The sequence below is a fragment of the Agrobacterium sp. GD03872 genome, from assembly GCF_029840625.1.
GTDB classification, from domain to species: domain Bacteria; phylum Pseudomonadota; class Alphaproteobacteria; order Rhizobiales; family Rhizobiaceae; genus Agrobacterium; species Agrobacterium fabrum_A.
Window position 1 is genome coordinate 109,834 of record NZ_JAOCCY010000004.1, and the last position, 17,986, is coordinate 127,819.

Consider the following 17,986-nt stretch of genomic DNA (forward strand, 5'->3'; position numbering starts at 1 on the left):
TAGGCAACATCGCCGAACGGACAATCCCATGCTTCATTCCGCCCAACGGGGCAAAGAGATACTGGTTTCCCTCGCCAATGCCGGCGTTGAGCGCAACGGCCGCTGGCTGGTGCGCGGTGTGGAGTTTTCCGTCAGCAGGGGTGAGATCGTCACGCTCATCGGCCCGAACGGTTCCGGCAAGTCCACCAGCGCAAAAATGGCGATCGGCGTGGCGAAGCCGAGCGAGGGCAAAGTCTCGCGCAAGGCCGGGCTGAAGGTCGGTTATGTGCCGCAGAAACTGTCGGTGGACTGGACCATGCCGCTTTCGGTTCGCCGGCTGATGACGCTGACCGGGCCGCTTGCCGTCCGTGAAATCGACGCGGCGCTGAATGCGACCGGCATCGCCCATCTCGCCAATGCGGAAGTGCAGCATCTTTCCGGCGGTGAGTTCCAGCGGGCGCTTCTGGCCCGCGCCATCGCCCGCAAACCAGATCTGCTGGTTCTCGACGAGCCTGTGCAGGGCGTCGATTTCTCTGGCGAGATCGCGCTCTACGATCTGATAAAAAATATCAGAAATTCAAACGATTGCGGAATTTTGTTAATCTCGCATGACCTGCATGTGGTGATGGCGGAAACCGATACCGTCATATGCCTGAACGGGCATGTCTGCTGCCGGGGAACGCCGCAGGCGGTAAGCCAGAGTCCGGAATATATGCGGCTGTTCGGCGGCGCGGCGGCCAAGGCGCTTGCGGTCTACAGCCACCATCACGATCACACCCATCTGCCCGACGGCCGTGTGCAGCATGCGGATGGCTCGGTGACGGATCATTGCCATCCCGATGACGGGCACCATCATTCGCATGGGCATCATGGTCACGAACACCATCGTGACGATCATGGGGAATGCGGTTGCGGCCACGGGCATGGGCACGGGCACGGGCACGGGCACGAGGGCCATGCCTCATCCAGCCAGCGGCAGGGGGAAGGCCATGTTTGACGATTTCTTCGTCCGCGCCATGGTCGCCGGCATCGGCGTCGCTCTCACCGCCGGCCCCCTCGGCTGTTTCGTCGTCTGGCGGCGCATGGCCTATTTCGGGGATACGATGGCGCATTCGGCGCTGCTCGGCGTGGCGCTTTCGCTGCTGTTACAGCTCAACCTCATCGTCAGCGTCTTTCTGGTGGCTTCGGCCGTCTCTCTCCTGTTGATTTTCCTGCAGCGCCGGCAGGCCCTTTCCGCCGATGCGGTGCTCGGCATCCTGTCCCATTCGGCGCTGGCAATCGGCCTTGTCATCGTCGCCTTCATGAGCTGGGTGCGTATCGATCTCGTCTCGTTCCTGTTCGGCGATATTCTTGCCGTGACCCGCAGCGATATTGCGCTGATCTGGGGCGGTGGACTGGTCGTCATCGTCTCCATGGTTTTCCTGTGGCGGTCGCTTCTGGCTTCCACCGTCAATACCGAACTGGCGGAAGCCGAGGGGATGAAGCCGGAGCGGGCAAAGCTCATCTTCACGCTGTTGATGGCGCTGGTGATCGCCATTGCCATGAAGGTGGTCGGCATCATGCTCATCACCTCGCTGCTTATCATACCCGCCGCGACCGCCAGGCGGTTTTCCACCACGCCGGAGGTGATGGCGGTGGTCGCTTCGCTGATCGGCGCGGTTGCCGTTGTCGGCGGGCTGTTCGGTTCGCTGACCTACGATACGCCGTCCGGCCCTTCCATCGTGGTTGCCGCGGTGATCCTGTTCGTTATAAGCCTGTTGCCGGCGCCGGGTTTTTCCCGCGCCGCGGATGAAGGAGGCAAGTCATGAATGCGCAGACCCAGCAGAACCTCACCAAGAACCAGTCGCTGGTCATGAATGCCCTTTCAAATGCGCATCAGCCGCTCAGCGCCTACATGATCCTCGACAAGCTGCGAGACGAGGGCTTTCGTGCACCGCTGCAGGTCTATCGGGCGCTGGAAAAGTTGGTGGAGTTTGGTCTCGTGCACCGGCTGGAAAGCCTCAATGCTTTCGTTGCCTGCACCCATACCGAGGCTGATTGCTGCGCGCATCACCATGGAACCGTGGCTTTCGCCATCTGCGAATCCTGCGGGCAGGTGACGGAGTTTCACGATCACGAAATCGACCACCGCCTTGAGCGCTGGGTGAAGGACAGCAAGTTCAAGGCGGAAAAGACCACGATTGAAATCCGTGGTCTCTGCGCCGCCTGCGCGGCCTGAGGTCGTTCAAAGCGGGTGGCACTGTTGCCCGCCATGCGTCATTTCTCGATGACCGCCAGATCCTTCGAAAAGCGCTTCCAGTTCTCGATGTAATGTTCGGCCGAGCGGCGAAGGCCCGCCGCGGATTTTTCATCCAGCGTGCGGATGGCGCGCGCCGGCGAGCCGACGATCAGCGAATTGTCCGGGAACTCCTTGCCCTCCGTCACCAGCGCATTGGCGCCGACAAGGCAGTTGCGGCCGATCTTCGCGCCGTTCAGGACCGTCGCGCCCATGCCGATCAGCGAATTGTCGCCGATCGTGCAGCCATGCACGATGGCATGGTGGCCGATGGTGCACATTTCACCGATGGTGGCGGCAAAGCCGGGATCGCTATGCACCATCGCACCTTCCTGGATATTGGTGCCGCGGCCGACGCGGATCGGTTCGTTATCGCCACGCAGCGTTGCGCCGAACCAGATGCCGACATCCTCGCCGAGTATCACCGAACCGATGACATTGGCATCGGGCGCGACCCAGTAACGATCCGGGGCAGGGGTTTTCGGCACCCTGTCTGCGAGGCGATAAAGCGGCATGGCGGTGTTCTCCCTTTGTATATGCGGCCCGGCAATCAGCCGACTTTGACCTCGAGCGCGCCGACACCCTCGACGCCGCAATTGATCGTGTCGCCGCGGACGATGGGGCCGACGCCCGCCGGCGTGCCGGTCATGATCACGTCGCCAGCGGCAAGCGTGAAGAGTTTGGAAAGCTCTGCAATGACCTCCGGCACCTTCCAGATCATCTGCGCGAGATCGCCGGCCTGCTTGCGCTCGCCATTGACGTCGAGCCAGATCGCGCCCGTTGCAGGGTGGCCGATCTTATCCGCGGAAACGATGGCGGAGATCGGCGCGGAATGTTCAAACGCCTTGGCGCCCTCCCAGGAGCGCCCCATCTTCTTCAACCCGTCCTGCAGGTCGCGGCGCGTCATGTCGATGCCGACGGCGTAACCCCAGACATGGTTCAGCGCCTCAGCGGCGGGAATATCCGCGCCGCCGCTCTTCAGCACCACGACACATTCGACTTCGTAATGCACGTTCGAGGATAGTGGCGGGTAAGGGAAATCATTGCCTGCGGGCAGCAGATTGTCCGGGTTCTTCTGGAAATAAAAGGGCGGTTCGCGTGAGGGATCGTGCCCCATCTCGATGGCGTGATCGGCGTAGTTGCGGCCAACGCAATAGACCCGCCGCACGGGGAACAGGTCATCCGTGCCCTCCACGGGCAACAGAACAGGCTTGGGGGCGGGGATGACGGTGGCGGCCATGGCGATTTCCTGTTGTCTTTTTTGAGCTGCATTTCTTGTCCCGCGATTCCGGGGCGATTTCCAGTGAAAATGCTGCCGAGTGCAAAACTGGCTTTTTGCCGCCCTATGCTGTAGAAGCCGGCGCAAAGAGGTTAATCCATGTACAGACAAGCGCTTGCGAACGGCGAAAAAATCTTCGCCGTGGCCCCCATGATCGACTGGACCGACACGAGGTGCAGGTTTCTGCATCGGCAATTGTCGAAGCGCGCGCTGCTGTTTACCGAAATGATCGTTGCCGACGCCATCATCCATGGCCAGCGCGAGAGATTGCTTGGTTACCATCCGCAGGAGCACCCCGTCGCATTGCAGCTTGGCGGGTCTGATCCGGTAAAGCTTGCCGAGGCGGTGAGGATTGCCGGTGACTACGGATATGACGAGATCAATCTCAATGTCGGCTGCCCTTCCGACCGGGTACAATCCGGCACCTTCGGCGCCTGTCTGATGCGAGAACCCGACGTCGTGGCGCAATGCGTATCGGCGATGAAAGCGGTCGCGGCCGTGCCTGTTACGGTCAAATGCCGCATCGGGGTGGACGATCAGGAGCCGGAAGCGGTGCTGCCGGATTTTCTGAGGCGCGTTGTTGCTGCCGGTGCGGATGCTGTCTGGATCCATGCGCGAAAGGCCTGGCTGCAGGGGCTCTCACCGAAAGAAAATCGTGAAGTGCCGCCGCTCGATTATGAGCTCGTTTATCGCATGAAGCGGGAAAACCCTGCAGTCTTCGTCGGTATCAATGGCGGTATCGCCGATCTCGATCAGGCATGTGGCCATCTGCAGCATATGGATGGCGTGATGCTCGGCCGGGCCGCCTATCACAACACCTCCATCCTCGCCGATGTCGATCATCGCATCTATGGCGAGAAGGCCCGCCAGCCGGACTGGTTGGCGCTGCGCGATGTCATGATGGCCTATGCCGCCGATTATATTGCGGCCGGTGGACGTCTTAATCACGTCACCCGCCACATGGTCGGCCTGTTTCAGGGCATGCCCGGCGCACGCCGTTTCCGCCAGATATTATCCAGCGATGCGACCCGCCCGGGTGCGGGGCCGGAAGTGATCGAGGCGGCTTTCGCTGCCATCGATTTCAACCCGACGAAGGAACTGGCGGGCTGAGGGCCGAAAAGGGTCTTCCCGGTGTTCCAGGAGGAAGCCGACGCGGGCTTGCCCAGCCTTATCTGCCTCAGAGTGCTTTCTGCAACTCCTGTGCACCGACAGGCGCATTGACCTTGCCGCCGGTGATGAAGAAGGCGAAGACGTCGCGCGGGGTTTTCTCGACCTTGCGGTCTGGCGCGATCAGCGGCAGATCGTCGGGCATGCCGCCCGTCGCATAGGTCTTCACCCGTTTGGCCCAGTGGCCGATCTCCGCCTCCGGATAGCAGGTCTTGATATCGTCCTCGCCTTTTTGCAGACGGCAATAGACGAAATCGGCGGTCACATCCGGCAGCATCGGATAATCGTGATGGTCGGCGCAGACGACCGCGACCTTGTGTCTGGCAAGAAGATCGATGAATTCCGGCACCTGGAATGTCTCGTTGCGTACCTCGACCACATGACGAAGACGGATGCCATCCTGTTTTTCCGGCAGCAGTGCCAGAAACGCGCCGAAATCCTCCGCGTCGAATTTTTTGGTCGGCGCGAATTGCCACAGGATCGGGCCTAGATGCGCCCCAAGTTCCGTCAGCCCCTGAGTCAGGAACTTCGTCATGGATTCACCGGCCTCGGCCATAACCCTGCGGTTGGTGACGAAACGGCTCGCCTTCAGCGAAAAAATGAAATCATCGGGCACTTCGGAGGCCCATTTGGCGAAAGTCTCCGGCTTCTGGCTGCTGTAATAGGTGCCGTTCACCTCGATGGCCGTCAATTGCCGGCTGGCATGTTCGAGCTGGCGTTTCTTCGGCAGTTTTTCCGGATAAAACGTGCCTTCCCAGGGCTCGAAGGTCCAGCCGCCGATACCGGTGCGGATCGTGCCTGATGTCGACATATGCTGTTCCTCCCAATTCTGCGCTGTTTTCCGACGCGCTGCGCTATCGTCATTCTCTAGCCTGCAGCGACGGTCGATGTGTTTCTGATCATGGATCCCCGCCGCAAGGGCGAGGATGACGGAGGAGGCGCGGGGACCCTTGCGGCAATCCCCGGCGATTACTCCGCAGCTTCCCGCTTGCCTGCCGGACGACGGTCCAGAAGTTCCTTGAGGAAGTGCCCGGTATAAGAGCGTTCCACCTTGACGATGTCTTCCGGCGTGCCAGTCGCCACCACTTCGCCGCCGCCCGTGCCGCCTTCAGGCCCGATATCGATGATCCAGTCCGCCGTCTTGATGACTTCGAGATTATGTTCGATCACCACGACGGAATTGCCTTGATCGACCAGCGCCTGCAGCATTTCCAGCAGCTTGTTGACGTCATGGAAATGCAGGCCGGTGGTCGGCTCGTCGAGAATATAGAGCGTGCGGCCCGTCGAGCGTTTCGACAGTTCCTTGGCGAGCTTGACGCGCTGCGCCTCGCCGCCGGAGAGCGTATTGGCCTGCTGGCCGACCTTGATGTAACCGAGGCCGACATCGAAGAGCGATTGCAGCTTGTCACGCACGGCCGGCACGGCGGCGAAGAATTCCACGCCTTCCTCCACCGTCATATCCAGCACGTCCGCGATGGACTTGCCCTTGAAGGTGACATCAAGCGTCTCGCGATTATAACGCTTGCCGTGGCAGACATCGCAGGTGACGTAAACGTCAGGCAGGAAGTGCATCTCGATCTTGATGACGCCGTCGCCCTGGCAGGCCTCGCAGCGGCCGCCCTTGACGTTGAAGGAGAAACGGCCCGGCGCATAACCGCGCGCCTTGGCTTCCGGCAGGCCGGCGAACCAGTCGCGGATCGGCGTGAAGGCGCCGGTATAGGTGGCGGGGTTGGAGCGCGGCGTGCGGCCAATCGGCGACTGGTCGATATCGATGACCTTGTCGATGAATTCGAAACCGTCGATACGGTCGTGTTCGGCCGGGATTTCCCGCGCGCCCATCACCCGGCGCGCCGCCGATTTATACAGCGTCTCGATCAGGAAGGTGGACTTGCCGCCGCCCGATACGCCGGTCACCGCGGTGAAGACGCCGAGCGGCACGGCGGCCGTGACATTCTTCAGATTGTTGCCGCGTGCGCCAAAAACCTTGATCTCGCGGCCCTTCTTGGGCTTGCGGCGCTCCGCCGGCACGGCGACGCCGAGTTCGCCGGAGAGATATTTGCCGGTCAGCGATTTCGGATTGGCTATCACCTCCTGCGGTGATCCCTCGGCGATCACCTGACCGCCATGAATGCCGGCGGCCGGGCCGATATCGACGACATAATCCGCCGTCAGAATGGCGTCCTCGTCATGTTCGACCACGATGACCGTATTGCCGATATCGCGCAGGTGTTTCAGCGTATCGAGCAGGCGGGCATTGTCGCGCTGGTGCAGGCCGATGGAGGGCTCGTCGAGAACATAGAGAACGCCTGTGAGGCCCGAGCCGATCTGCGAGGCCAGCCGGATGCGTTGGCTTTCACCGCCCGAAAGCGTGCCGGAATTGCGCGACAGGCTGAGATAATCCAGCCCGACATCGTTGAGAAAACGCAGGCGTTCGCGGATTTCCTTGAGGATACGGACTGCGATCTCATTCTGCTTGGCGTTGAGGTTTTCCGGCAGCACCTCGAACCAGTCGCGCGCGGTGCGGATCGACATTTCGGTGACTTCACCGATATGCAGCCTGTTGATTTTGACGGCGAGCGCTTCCGGCTTCAGGCGATAACCGGCGCAGGCCGGGCAGGGGGCCGCCGACATGTAGCGTTCGATTTCCTCACGCGCCCAGGCGCTATCGGTCTCTTTCCAGCGACGTTCCAGATTGGGCACGATGCCTTCGAAATTCTTCACCGTCTTGTAGGAGCGCGCGCCGTCCTGATAGTTGAATTCGATCTTGTCATCCGTGCCCTGCAGGATGGCGTGCTGTGCGTCCTTGGAGAGATCGGACCATTTGCTCGACAGCTTGAAACCGAAGGCCTTGCCCAGCGCTTCCAGCGTCTGGTTGTAATAGGGCGAGGAGGATTTTGCCCAGGGCGCAATCGCGCCGTCGCGCAGCGTGCGGGCCGGCTCCGGCACAATCAGGTTTTCATCCACCTTCTGCTGCGAGCCGAGGCCATCGCAACTCGGGCAGGCGCCGAAAGGATTGTTGAAGGAGAACAGCCGCGGTTCGATTTCCGGAATGGTGAAGCCGGAGACGGGGCAGGCGAATTTTTCCGAAAACAGCACACGCTCATGGGTTTCGTTAAGCGACTTGTTGGCGGAGCCGCCGGCGGCGGTCTCTTCCGGCGGCAGGGGCTTGTCGGCGAATTCCGCGACAGCCAGCCCGTCGGCGAGCTTGAGGCAGGTCTCGAGACTGTCGGCAAGGCGCGCGGCCATATCCGGGCGCACCACCGCACGGTCGACCACCACGTCGATATCGTGCTTGTATTTCTTGTCGAGGGCCGGAACGTCGGCGATTTCGTAGAACTGGCCATCCACCTTGACGCGCTGGAAGCCCTTCTTCATGAGATCGGCGAGTTCCTTTTTATATTCGCCTTTGCGGCCGCGCACCATCGGCGCGAGAATATAAAGACGTGTGCCTTCCTCGAAAGCGAGGATGCGGTCGACCATCTGGCTCACCGTCTGGCTCTCGATCGGCAGACCGGTCGCAGGCGAATAGGGGACGCCTACACGCGCGAACAGCAGGCGCATATAGTCGTAGATTTCGGTGACCGTGCCGACCGTGGAGCGCGGATTGCGCGATGTGGTCTTCTGCTCGATGGAGATTGCCGGCGACAGGCCGTCGATCTGGTCGACATCCGGCTTTTGCATCATTTCCAGGAACTGGCGCGCATAGGCCGAGAGGCTTTCGACATAACGGCGCTGGCCTTCGGCATAGATCGTGTCGAAGGCAAGCGAGGACTTGCCCGAGCCGGAAAGGCCGGTCATGACGATCAGCTTGTTGCGCGGCAGGTCCAGATCGATGCCCTTGAGGTTATGCTCACGGGCGCCACGGATGGAAATCGTCTTCAGTTCACTCATGACAAGGCTCGGACAAAAATAACAGGCTTGATGGCGGCGCGTCCTTATGTAGTGACGCAGCCGGATGTGTCGAGGTCTATTCCCTATCGGTCACAGCTTTTCGGAATGCTTGACTCGAAATCTGCGATTTAATAGAACAAAAAAGGAACGAATTGCAAGCGCGAATGTCTGCTCCGGCAGCTTAAGATTATTCTTTGTGGATAGTTCCATGCTTGCGGTGCCCTTTGCGGGCAGCGGCAGCTATTGTGTGGCGAATTTTTTGAAATGCAATTGCCGGTCATGATGGCCGGCGGACAGGATGACGAGATGGCTGGTAGCGTAAACAAGGTAATTCTGATCGGGAACGTGGGCGCCGATCCCGAAATCCGCCGGACGCAGGATGGCCGCCCCATCGCCAATCTGCGTATCGCCACCTCGGAGACCTGGCGGGACCGCAACAGCGGCGAGCGCCGCGAAAAGACCGAATGGCACACTGTCGTCGTCTTCAACGAAGGCCTGTGCAAGGTTGTCGAGCAATATGTCAAGAAGGGCGCCAAGCTCTACATCGAAGGCCAGCTGCAGACCCGCAAATGGCAGGACCAGACCGGTAACGACCGTTACTCCACCGAAATCGTTTTGCAGGGTTTCAACTCCACGCTGACGATGCTCGATGGTCGCGGTGAGGGCGGTGGCCGCAGCGGCGGCGATTTCGGCGGCGGCAATGATTATGGCAGCGGCGGCGGCTCCAGCTATGGCGGCGGTTACGACCAGCAGTCCTCGTCGCGCGGCGGCTCTTCCCGTGGCGGCAGCCAGCCTTCCGGCGGCTTCTCCAACGACATGGACGACGATATTCCGTTCTGACGCTGATATCGAAGAAACTATCACAACCGTTCTGACGCTGATATCGAAGAAACTATCACAAGTCAGAATTTTTGTGATTTTTTCCTATTCTCTGGTATCTTGGGAGGACTGACGGGAGATTCAAACACATGGCGACCATGACCGTTTACTTGCCAGATCCCATGAAAGAATGGATCGAGACCCAGGTCCTGACAGGCGAATATGCCAGCGTCAGCGACTATGTGCGGGATCTGGTGCGTCGTGACCGGGCGCGGCGGGGGCAGGAGTTCAGCGTTGATGAGCTTCGCCAGATCGTCGCGGATTCCCGTGCGAGCGGCATCGGTTCCCGCAGTATGGATGATCTGTTTGCCGAAGCCGAACGGATAGCGGCGGCACGTGGAGTTGTGCGTGAATAGCTATCGGCTGACTAAACAGGCCGAAAGCGAAATTCTCGATATCTTTATCTATGGCGTTGAACAGTTCGGATTGAGACAGGCACATTTTTACAAGAATGAAATGGAAAGCTGTTTCCAGTTGCTTGGCGATAATCCGCGCATGGGACGTCTTGCCCCGGCGATTGGGGAAGGTGTGCGCCGACATGAGCATGGAAGCCATATCATCCTTTATGAAATTGACGGTTCAGGCGTCCTCATTCTCACGGTGGTGCATGGTCGAAGCATCCGCCACCTAAAGCTTTGACGCTTTCGAGTAGCAGTTGACGTCCTTGGAATTTTTCAGCGTGTGTTCTTCCCGCTCATTGGCTTGAGTGCTGCTGCTTATGCCGCGACCTTGTCCGCCAGCATCGCAACCATGACATCGGATTGCGACACGATGCCTACCATCTTGCCCCTGGCGTCGATCACCGGCAGGTAATGAAGCCCGTCTTCGGCAAAGCGGATGATGGCTTCCTCTATCGGGGTTTCCGGCCGCACGGCTTTCACCGGCGATGTCATGATGTCCTTCACCGTATCGTTGGGCGCGCTTGCAGCTGACAGGATGAGGCGCAGCCGTTGCAGGAAACCGATGGAGGGACGGCCGTTTCTCCAGCTCGCCTTTTCCAGAAAATCCGTCTGGGTGACAATGCCGACGATTTCGGCGCTGTCATTGGTGACGGGCAATGCCTTGAAATGGTGACTGCGCATCAGCGCATGGGCATGGCGCAGGCTGTCATCCGGGGCAACGCCCACCACATCCCGCGACATGACGCTTTCGCAATCGAGATGTAGAGCGCGACGCCGGTAGGAGCGCAGCTCAGTCTTGCGCAGGATGGTTTCCAGCGCATCACGGTCGATATCGATGAACTCGTCATATTCCCTCAACACCTCGTCGAGATCGGTGGAGGAAAAGCCGATTTTCTGGATGGGCGTCGGGTCCGTGGTGCCATGGGCGGCCTTGCCGAGCTTCAGGCCGTGTGGGTAGGCGCGGCCGGTGGCGTTGTTATAGGCGAGGGCCAGGGCAAGAAGGATCAGCGAATTTCCGGCGACCGGCCACAGCAGAAAGCCATAACCTAGGCTGTGCACGGCAGGGCCGCCGAGAACGGCGGTCAGTGCGACAGCACCGCTTGGCGGGTGCAGGCAGCGCAGCGCCATCATCGCGGCAATGGCGAGGCTGATGGCGAGCGCACTGGCAAAGAATGGATCCGGAACCAGAAGCGCCACTGTCACGCCCACAAAGGCGGAAACAAGATTGCCGCAGAGGATCGACCAGGGCTGCGCCAGCGGGCTGGAGGGTACGGCAAACAAAAGCACGGCCGACGCGCCCATCGGCGCGATCATGGCGGGCAGGGTGGGATCGAAACGCAGAGCGAGACTTCCCAGGAGGCCGGTCAGTAGAATGCCGACAAAGGCGCCGGTTGCGGAGCGCAGCCTTTCCCTGTTGCTGACGGGTGCGGCATCCGGGATGAAGCGGCGCAGCGTGGAACGCATGGAGATGACTTTCGAATCCGGAAAAACATGCGTCTTTTAGCTGAAGGCGCGGTCGGATTGAAAGGGAGGATTTTCCGGCATTTCAAAGGTCGGCAGGAGTTTATTGCGCTGGTCTCGACGAGACCAGCGATTCAGAAGTTGAAGGCCGATTTTATTCCGTCGACGACGAATTGCACGGAAAGGGCCGCAAGCAGCACGCCGAGAAGCCGGGTCAGGATGGCGCGACCGGTATTGCCGAGAAAACGGTCCATCCGCTCCGAGACGATCAGCGCGGCATAAACGAGGGCCATGGCGAAAGCGAGGATCAGGATGAGCACCACCATCTCGACGGTGGTCTTCATCGATCCAGCGAGAAGCACGGTGGCGGAAATTGCGCCCGGCCCGGCGATCAGCGGCAGGGCCAGCGGAAAGACCGCCAGATTATGGAGGTGGTCCTTGGTAATGGCGATTTCGGAGGTCTTTTCCTTGCGCTCCTGGCGTTTTTCGAAAATCATCTCGAAGGAAATCCAGAACAGCAGAAGGCCGCCGGCGATGCGGAAAGCGCCGAGTGAAATGCCGAGAAGGTTGAGGATGGCAAGGCCGAAAAGCGCGAAGACGGCAAGAATGCCGAAGGCGATGATCGAACCGCGCAACGCCACCTGGCTGCGCTGGTCGCGGTTCATGCCGGCGGTCAGCGCCAGGAAGACGGGGGCGAGGCCCGGCGGATCGAGCGTGACCAGAAGTGTGGTAAGCGCGTTGATGAGGGTTTCGCTGCTGGCCATTCTTTCCCCGTCTCATCTGTTTTTAGGGCGGAGCCTACGCAACTCGCCGGCACTTTAAAAGGGAGCGGGGACGCTTTTACCGGGCTAAATCGCGAAAAGCGCCGTTCGTCTTGCAAATGACGCAAAAGACTGTTCAAAACTCGCCGAGAAATTGGCTTAACGTGGCTGTTTCCGCTATAAAAATCCATCCGATTCTTAACAGAGAATGTGATCCGTTTTGACTGACCAGAGCCCCCCCGGCGGCGGAAAACTTCCGCCAGGCATTGAACCGATTTCCATCATGGAGGAAATGCAGCGGTCGTATCTCGATTACGCCATGAGCGTCATCGTGTCCCGCGCGCTTCCCGATGTGCGAGACGGCCTGAAGCCGGTTCATCGCCGTATTCTCTACGGCATGTCCGAACTCGGCATCGACTGGAACAAGAAATACGTCAAATGCGCCCGCGTTACCGGGGACGTGATGGGTAAATTCCATCCGCACGGCAATGCGGCTATTTATGACGCCTTGGCGCGTATGGCGCAGGACTGGTCGCTCCGTCTGCCGCTGATCGACGGGCAGGGCAATTTCGGTTCCATCGACGGCGATCCGCCGGCGGCCGAACGTTACACCGAATGCCGTCTGGAAAAGGCCGCGCATTCGCTGCTTGACGATCTCGACAAGGAAACGGTCGATTTCCGCGACAACTATGACGGCACCCTGCAGGAGCCGGTCGTCATTCCGGCCAAGTTCCCGAACCTTCTGGTGAACGGGGCAGGCGGCATCGCCGTCGGCATGGCCACCAATATTCCGCCGCATAATCTCGCCGAGGTCATCGACGGCTGTATCGCCATGATCGACAATCCGGCGATCGAGCTGCCGGAACTGATGCAGATCATTCCCGGTCCTGACTTCCCGACCGGCGCGCTGATCATGGGCCGTTCCGGCATCCGCTCGGCCTATGAGACGGGCCGCGGCTCGGTCATCATGCGCGGCCGCGCGACCATTGAGCCGATGCGCGGCGACCGCGAACAGATCATCATCACCGAGGTTCCCTACCAGGTGAACAAGTCGTCGATGATCGAGAAGATGGCCGAGCTGGTCAAGGAAAAGCGCATCGAGGGTATTTCCGACCTGCGCGACGAATCCGACCGCCAGGGCTATCGCGTCGTCATCGAACTGAAGCGCGACGCCAATGGGGAAGTGATCCTGAACCAGCTTTACCGCTACACGCCGCTGCAGACCTCCTTCGGCTGCAACATGGTGGCGCTGAACGGTGGCAAGCCGGAGCAAATGACGCTCATCGACATGCTGCGCGCCTTCGTGGCCTTCCGCGAGGATGTCGTCAGCCGCCGTACGAAATATCTGCTGCGCAAGGCGCGCGAGCGCGCGCATGTGTTGGTTGGTCTGGCGATTGCGGTTGCCAATATCGACGAGGTCATCCGTGTCATCCGTCATGCGCCCGATCCGGCTTCGGCGCGTGAAGAGCTGATGACGCGGCGCTGGCCGGCGCAGGATGTGGAAAGCCTGATCCGTCTGATCGACGATCCGCGTCACCGCATCAATGAAGACGGCACCTATAACCTCTCCGAAGAGCAGGCGCGCGCCATTCTCGAACTGCGCCTTGCCCGCCTCACCGCGCTCGGTCGCGATGAAATCGGCGACGAACTGAACAAGATCGGCGCGGAAATTTCCGAATATCTGGAAATTCTGTCGTCGCGCCTGCGCATCCAGCAGATCGTCAAGGACGAGCTTGGCGCCATCCGCGATGAATTCGGCACGCCGCGCCGCTCGGAGATTGTTGAAGGCGGTCCTGACATGGACGATGAAGACCTCATCGCCCGCGAGGACATGGTCGTCACCGTTTCGCATCTCGGCTATATCAAGCGCGTGCCGCTGACCACGTACCGGGCGCAGCGTCGCGGCGGCAAGGGCCGTTCCGGCATGGCGACGCGCGACGAGGATTTCGTCAACCGTCTCTTCGTTGCCAATACCCATACGCCGGTACTGTTCTTCTCCTCGCGTGGCATCGTCTACAAGGAAAAGGTCTGGCGTCTGCCGATCGGCACGCCGCAGTCCAAGGGCAAGGCCCTCATCAACATGCTGCCGCTGGAGCCCGGCGAGCGCATCACCACCATCATGCCGTTGCCCGAGGACGAAACGACCTGGGAAACGCTGGATGTGATGTTCTCGACGACACGCGGCACGGTTCGCCGCAACAAGCTCGGCGATTTCGTGCAGGTGAACCGCAATGGCAAGATCGCCATGAAGCTGGACGAGGAGGGCGATGAAATCCTCTCCGTCGAAACCTGCACGGACCGCGACGACGTGTTGCTGACGACCGCGCTCGGCCAGTGCATCCGCTTCCCCGTGGATGATGTGCGCGTCTTTGCCGGCCGCAATTCGGTGGGCGTGCGCGGCATCAACATGGCCGAGGGCGACCGCATCATCTCCATGACCATTGTCGGCCATGTGGAAGCTGAACCGTGGGAGCGTGCGGCCTATCTGAAGCGCTCGGCTACCGAGCGGCGTGCTGCAGGTGTCGATGAAGATGATATCGCGCTTGTCGGCGAAGAAGTGACGGAAGAGGGCGAACTCAGCGAAGAGCGTTATCAGGAGCTGAAGGCACGGGAAGAATTCGTGCTGACGGTTTCCGTGAAGGGCTTCGGCAAGCGTTCCTCGTCTTACGACTTCCGTACCTCGGGTCGCGGCGGCAAGGGCATCCGCGCCACCGATACCTCGAAGACCAACGAGATCGGCGAACTCGTCGCGGCATTCCCCGTGGACGAAGGCGACCAGATCATGCTGGTTTCCGATGGCGGTCAGCTCATCCGCGTGCCGGTCAACGGCATCCGCATCGCCAGCCGCGCCACCAAGGGTGTGACGATCTTCTCGACCGCCAAGGATGAGAAGGTGGTTTCCGTGGAGCGCATCAACGAGCCGGAAGGCGACGACGAAGCAGAGAATGGCAATGGCGAAGATGCCGCCGACGATCTGCCGGATACGCCGGAGGCACCGGAAAACGAGGCGTAAGCCGCCTCGTTATCTTCGGTTACCAATCAAGAAAAACCCCGCGGTGCTCAGGCTCCGCGGGGTTTTTTCTTTGTGTCGTATCGGCTGCGTTTGATTTTTAGCGAATCCGAATATGGACCGGAGCGCGACCCGAGCGGCTTGCGACATGAAGGTGGATGTTCGCTTCCGGCTGATTGGAGCGCCAGGCGCGGGCGCCATGCGACAGAAGCAGCGCCACGAGATCGCGTGTCTTCGCCTTGGAACGATTAAGACCGAGATCGGCGATGCGCATCGCCGCTTCGTGAATGGGGTGCAGAACCGAAAGGCTGCCGTGCCCGTTGCCAGACGCAATGTCCGAATAATTCTCGTTGACTGCCATCTTGGAAAGCCTCGCTACTCATTACACAATTCGAGGAGACAGGCGATGTTTCGACAATGAAGCACCGCCTGCGGAAACACCAGTTACTGGAGTGACGCCCAGCAGCTGACGCCTTTCTTTTTCAATGCATTGCATGCATTCACCGCAGCGTTCTGGCCATCGAAGCCGCCGAAACGGGCGCGGTAGATCTGGGAGCCGTCCTTGCTGAAGGCGACCGTGAAGGGTTTTGCGGAGCGCAGTGCCGCGCCGCCTTTTTCCTGCGCGTTCTGCAACAGGCCGCGGGCGGAGTTTTCGTCCGGCGATGCGCCGATCTGGATCACCCAGCCACCCTGCGGCGCCTCGGCCCTGGGGGAGACGGAAGGGGCGGCGGATGCAGATCCTGCCGTCGACGCGGTGACGATATTGTCCACCTTGGTCGAGTTGGTGATCAGGTTGCGATCGGGAGCGACCGGTGCGCGAACAATCGGATCCTTGCCCTTTTGCCAGGTCGCGGCTTCCATGGCCTTGACGGCGGCATTGGAAGAGGAACCGGCAAAGGCGCTGACCGGCGCTTCTTCATACCGGGTCTGCGGTACCGGACCGGAATTGGGCAGGCCGGCTGCGGTTGCTGCAACTGCCACGGAAGGCACGGCTGCAGCCACGGCGACGGGCTCTTCGACCGGCGCAGAGCGTGTCTGTGCGATCAGGTTGCTGTTGCCGCCGCGCGATGCCTGCGGCAGGTAGGTTGCGACGAGCTTGCGCATGGTGGCGTCACGGGCGGCGCTGGAGCGTCCGCCGAGAACGACGGCGACGATGGAGCGGCCGTCGAGCTGCGCCGAGGTCGCGAGATTGCTGCCGGCTGCGCGGGTGTAACCCGTCTTGATGCCGTCCACACCCTTCACGGTGCCCACGAGACGATTGTGATTACCGATGACCTGCTTGCCGAAATTGAAGGTACGGGTATTGAAATAACCGTAATATTGCGGGAAATGCTGGCGAAGCGCGACGCCGAGGCGGGCCTGGTCGCGGGCCGTCGTCATCTGCGCCGTGTTGGGCAGGCCGTTGGCATTGCGATAGGTCGTGCGGGTCATGCCAAGCGCACGGGCCTTGGCGGTCATCATCCGGGCAAAACGGTCTTCCGAACCGCCGAGATATTCGCCAAGCGCAGTCGCCATGTCGTTGGCCGACCGGGTGACGAGAGCAAGTATGGCCTGCTCGACCGTGATGCTGCCGCCGGCGCGAACGCCGAGCTTGGAAGGCGGCTCCTTGGCGGCATTTGCCGAGACCGGCACCTTGGAATCGAGCGAGATGCGCCCGGTATTGAGCGCCTCGAAAGTGAGGTAAAGCGTCATCATCTTCGTCAGCGAAGCCGGATAACGCAGCCCGTCCGGATCTTCACCGTAGAGGACCTTGCCGGTCTTTGCGTCGATGACGATGCCTGCATATTTCGGTTCGGCCTGCGCGGTCTGAACGGATGTTGCGGTTATGAACGCCGCAGCAAGGGTCAACGCAACAAACCTTACAAAAGACGTCGCACCCGCCTTGCGCGAAAGTGCCCCAGATAGACTTTTCAACACTGCTGAACTCTTCAATCGCATATTTCTATTCCGCTCGGGCACGCCCCGCCCGATGCTCCGGGTAGAAACTTTATCGGGATGGCGTTACCAAGTGGTTTATGAAAGGTGTCCGCCTTCCATAAAATGCGACTTTTCGCACGCAATCTGTGCCGTGACGTTTCACGGATTTCCGCCTCTTACGAGGCGCTGCTCGATATAGGTTTTCACATCTGTGTCCAGTTTTTGCCATTGCGGCAGCAGGGCGGAGGAAAAACGGTAGAACAGGCTGAGGTCCTGGCCGGCGTGGATATCCCTCTGGCAATCGCTGCCCGCTGCCCCCTGCGGCGTTTGCGGCAGCAGGCAACGCACCACATAGGCATTTTCGCCCGGGCGGTCGCCGGTCAATATGACCTCCCTGCCGTAGCCGGAATCGGCGCGCAGGCGGTGCAGCACAAGGCCATGTTTCAGCGGCACCGGTTCTCCTTCGGTCAGTCGCGAATAGATCGGCCCGAAACGGCCGGACATATCTTCCGACATGGTGCTTTGCGAAAGCTGGATGAAAATCAGCCCAGCCGCCTGCGAGGGATCGTCGAAGATGACCCGATTCGTATCCTCGTAACCTCTGAGGTCCGGCCAGGTGAGATAAAGGTCTACCCGTTCGCGTTCGCCGCCCTGTCGTTCGGCGGGCGCCCGCAGCGTGTTTTTGACGAGCTTCAGCCGGTCGTTGCCGATGGCGATCTCCACTTCCCCGGTATCGGTCGTATGGCCGGCCTGAAGAATTCGCTCGCCATACCATTTGATGCCGACATTGAGGACGCCGAGAAAAATGAGGAGGGTTCCGGCGATGAGGACGGCCCGGAGCACGAGGGACGAGGACAGGAGGGGTTTCTGATCGTGCATGGGCTTCCATTGTCGTTCCGGCCGCCGGGAAATTCCCGGACGGAAAATAGCCGTGCAAAGCTTTAACCCGGGGCGACCGGCATTGAA

17 protein-coding genes are annotated in these 17,986 nt (G+C 60.4%); 8 read left to right on the plus strand and 9 right to left on the minus strand.

Annotation, left to right across the window (positions count from 1 at the left end):
- Positions 1–28 precede the first annotated feature (28 nt).
- From znuC to zur, 3 genes are read left to right on the plus strand one after another with little or no spacing between them, the layout of a single operon-like run.
- Complete coding sequence (gene znuC / locus N5D22_RS11545; RefSeq protein WP_279655127.1) at positions 29–976, plus strand: zinc ABC transporter ATP-binding protein ZnuC; 948 nt, start codon at positions 29–31, stop codon at positions 974–976.
- On the plus strand, positions 969–1,787 hold the full coding sequence (gene znuB, locus N5D22_RS11550) for a zinc ABC transporter permease subunit ZnuB (protein ID WP_279655128.1): 819 nt from the start codon (positions 969–971) through the stop codon (positions 1,785–1,787). The genes znuC and znuB overlap by 8 nt, the downstream gene beginning before the upstream one ends.
- Positions 1,784–2,197: a zinc uptake transcriptional repressor Zur gene (gene zur, locus N5D22_RS11555; protein WP_279655129.1), complete on the plus strand. Its 414-nt coding sequence runs from the start codon at positions 1,784–1,786 to the stop codon at positions 2,195–2,197. Before znuB ends, zur begins: the two co-directional genes overlap by 4 nt.
- 38 nt (positions 2,198–2,235) lie before the next feature.
- Here zur and N5D22_RS11560 read toward each other — a convergent pair whose 3' ends face one another.
- Together N5D22_RS11560 and N5D22_RS11565 are read right to left on the minus strand one after the other, a co-directional pair.
- Positions 2,236–2,769 (minus strand): gamma carbonic anhydrase family protein, encoded by a 534-nt coding sequence (locus N5D22_RS11560; protein ID WP_279655130.1) that lies wholly within the window; start codon positions 2,767–2,769, stop codon positions 2,236–2,238.
- Between the two features lie 35 nt (positions 2,770–2,804).
- The gene (locus N5D22_RS11565; protein ID WP_279655131.1) at positions 2,805–3,494 is read right to left on the minus strand and encodes a fumarylacetoacetate hydrolase family protein; all 690 of its coding nucleotides are present in this window, start codon (positions 3,492–3,494) and stop codon (positions 2,805–2,807) included.
- A gap of 138 nt (positions 3,495–3,632) precedes the next feature.
- Here N5D22_RS11565 and dusA point away from each other — a divergent pair, with 138 nt between their 5' ends.
- Positions 3,633–4,643 carry a tRNA dihydrouridine(20/20a) synthase DusA gene (gene dusA, locus N5D22_RS11570; protein ID WP_279655132.1) on the plus strand — a complete coding sequence of 337 codons (1,011 nt, stop codon included), beginning with the start codon at positions 3,633–3,635 and terminating at the stop codon, positions 4,641–4,643.
- A gap of 67 nt (positions 4,644–4,710) precedes the next feature.
- Here the strand turns inward: dusA and N5D22_RS11575 are convergent, their stop codons facing one another.
- On the minus strand, positions 4,711–5,511 hold the full coding sequence (locus N5D22_RS11575) for a DUF72 domain-containing protein (protein ID WP_279655133.1): 801 nt from the start codon (positions 5,509–5,511) through the stop codon (positions 4,711–4,713).
- Between the two features lie 158 nt (positions 5,512–5,669).
- Entirely contained in the window at positions 5,670–8,591 is a 2,922-nt protein-coding gene (uvrA, locus tag N5D22_RS11580; RefSeq protein WP_279655134.1) for an excinuclease ABC subunit UvrA, read from the minus strand.
- 264 nt (positions 8,592–8,855) lie between these two features.
- On the opposite strand from uvrA, the gene N5D22_RS11585 reads away from it, so the two are divergent.
- The 3 genes from N5D22_RS11585 to N5D22_RS11595 all read left to right on the plus strand — a co-directional run bounded on the left by N5D22_RS11585 (position 8,856) and on the right by N5D22_RS11595 (position 10,109).
- Positions 8,856–9,431, plus strand: a complete 576-nt coding sequence (locus N5D22_RS11585; protein WP_279655135.1) for a single-stranded DNA-binding protein — start codon at positions 8,856–8,858, stop codon at positions 9,429–9,431.
- Positions 9,432–9,559: 128 nt separating this feature from the next.
- Positions 9,560–9,826, plus strand: coding sequence for a type II toxin-antitoxin system ParD family antitoxin (locus N5D22_RS11590; RefSeq protein WP_279655136.1), 267 nt, complete (start codon positions 9,560–9,562; stop codon positions 9,824–9,826).
- The gene (locus N5D22_RS11595; protein ID WP_279655137.1) at positions 9,819–10,109 is read left to right on the plus strand and encodes a type II toxin-antitoxin system RelE/ParE family toxin; all 291 of its coding nucleotides are present in this window, start codon (positions 9,819–9,821) and stop codon (positions 10,107–10,109) included. The genes N5D22_RS11590 and N5D22_RS11595 overlap by 8 nt, the downstream gene beginning before the upstream one ends.
- 77 nt (positions 10,110–10,186) lie before the next feature.
- On the opposite strand, the gene N5D22_RS11600 is transcribed toward N5D22_RS11595, so the two are convergent.
- Entirely contained in the window at positions 10,187–11,335 is a 1,149-nt protein-coding gene (locus N5D22_RS11600; RefSeq protein ID WP_279655138.1) for an HPP family protein, read from the minus strand.
- 131 nt (positions 11,336–11,466) lie between these two features.
- Positions 11,467–12,096: a MarC family protein gene (locus tag N5D22_RS11605; protein ID WP_279655139.1), complete on the minus strand. Its 630-nt coding sequence runs from the start codon at positions 12,094–12,096 to the stop codon at positions 11,467–11,469.
- A gap of 217 nt (positions 12,097–12,313) precedes the next feature.
- On the opposite strand from N5D22_RS11605, the gene gyrA reads away from it, so the two are divergent.
- Positions 12,314–15,106, plus strand: coding sequence for a DNA gyrase subunit A (gene gyrA / locus N5D22_RS11610; RefSeq protein WP_279655140.1), 2,793 nt, complete (start codon positions 12,314–12,316; stop codon positions 15,104–15,106).
- A gap of 97 nt (positions 15,107–15,203) precedes the next feature.
- Here gyrA and N5D22_RS11615 read toward each other — a convergent pair whose 3' ends face one another.
- From N5D22_RS11615 to N5D22_RS11625, 3 genes are all read right to left on the minus strand, one after another.
- Complete coding sequence (locus N5D22_RS11615; RefSeq protein WP_003502750.1) at positions 15,204–15,464, minus strand: hypothetical protein; 261 nt, start codon at positions 15,462–15,464, stop codon at positions 15,204–15,206.
- An 83-nt stretch (positions 15,465–15,547) separates the two neighbouring features.
- Positions 15,548–17,041, minus strand: coding sequence for a D-alanyl-D-alanine carboxypeptidase (locus N5D22_RS11620; protein ID WP_279655141.1), 1,494 nt, complete (start codon positions 17,039–17,041; stop codon positions 15,548–15,550).
- 138 nt (positions 17,042–17,179) lie between these two features.
- A complete protein-coding gene (locus N5D22_RS11625) occupies positions 17,180–17,899 on the minus strand; it encodes a hypothetical protein (RefSeq protein ID WP_279655142.1) in 720 nt (239 codons plus the stop codon).
- Between the last annotated feature and the right edge of the window lie 87 nt (positions 17,900–17,986).

Bases quoted from the DNA above. Each gene is read 5' to 3' on its own strand.
- znuC (WP_279655127.1), top strand. From the start codon at position 29: ATGCTTCATTCCGCCCAACGGGGCAAAGAGATACTGGTTTCCCTCGCC.
- znuB (WP_279655128.1), top strand. From the start codon at position 969: ATGTTTGACGATTTCTTCGTCCGCGCCATGGTCGCCGGCATCGGCGTC.
- zur (WP_279655129.1), top strand. From the start codon at position 1,784: ATGAATGCGCAGACCCAGCAGAACCTCACCAAGAACCAGTCGCTGGTC.
- N5D22_RS11560 (WP_279655130.1), bottom strand. From the start codon at position 2,769: ATGCCGCTTTATCGCCTCGCAGACAGGGTGCCGAAAACCCCTGCCCCG.
- N5D22_RS11565 (WP_279655131.1), bottom strand. From the start codon at position 3,494: ATGGCCGCCACCGTCATCCCCGCCCCCAAGCCTGTTCTGTTGCCCGTG.
- dusA (WP_279655132.1), top strand. From the start codon at position 3,633: ATGTACAGACAAGCGCTTGCGAACGGCGAAAAAATCTTCGCCGTGGCC.
- N5D22_RS11575 (WP_279655133.1), bottom strand. From the start codon at position 5,511: ATGTCGACATCAGGCACGATCCGCACCGGTATCGGCGGCTGGACCTTC.
- uvrA (WP_279655134.1), bottom strand. From the start codon at position 8,591: ATGAGTGAACTGAAGACGATTTCCATCCGTGGCGCCCGTGAGCATAAC.
- N5D22_RS11585 (WP_279655135.1), top strand. From the start codon at position 8,856: ATGCAATTGCCGGTCATGATGGCCGGCGGACAGGATGACGAGATGGCT.
- N5D22_RS11590 (WP_279655136.1), top strand. From the start codon at position 9,560: ATGGCGACCATGACCGTTTACTTGCCAGATCCCATGAAAGAATGGATC.
- N5D22_RS11600 (WP_279655138.1), bottom strand. From the start codon at position 11,335: ATGCGTTCCACGCTGCGCCGCTTCATCCCGGATGCCGCACCCGTCAGC.
- N5D22_RS11605 (WP_279655139.1), bottom strand. From the start codon at position 12,096: ATGGCCAGCAGCGAAACCCTCATCAACGCGCTTACCACACTTCTGGTC.
- N5D22_RS11615 (WP_003502750.1), bottom strand. From the start codon at position 15,464: ATGGCAGTCAACGAGAATTATTCGGACATTGCGTCTGGCAACGGGCAC.
- N5D22_RS11620 (WP_279655141.1), bottom strand. From the start codon at position 17,041: ATGCGATTGAAGAGTTCAGCAGTGTTGAAAAGTCTATCTGGGGCACTT.
- N5D22_RS11625 (WP_279655142.1), bottom strand. From the start codon at position 17,899: ATGCACGATCAGAAACCCCTCCTGTCCTCGTCCCTCGTGCTCCGGGCC.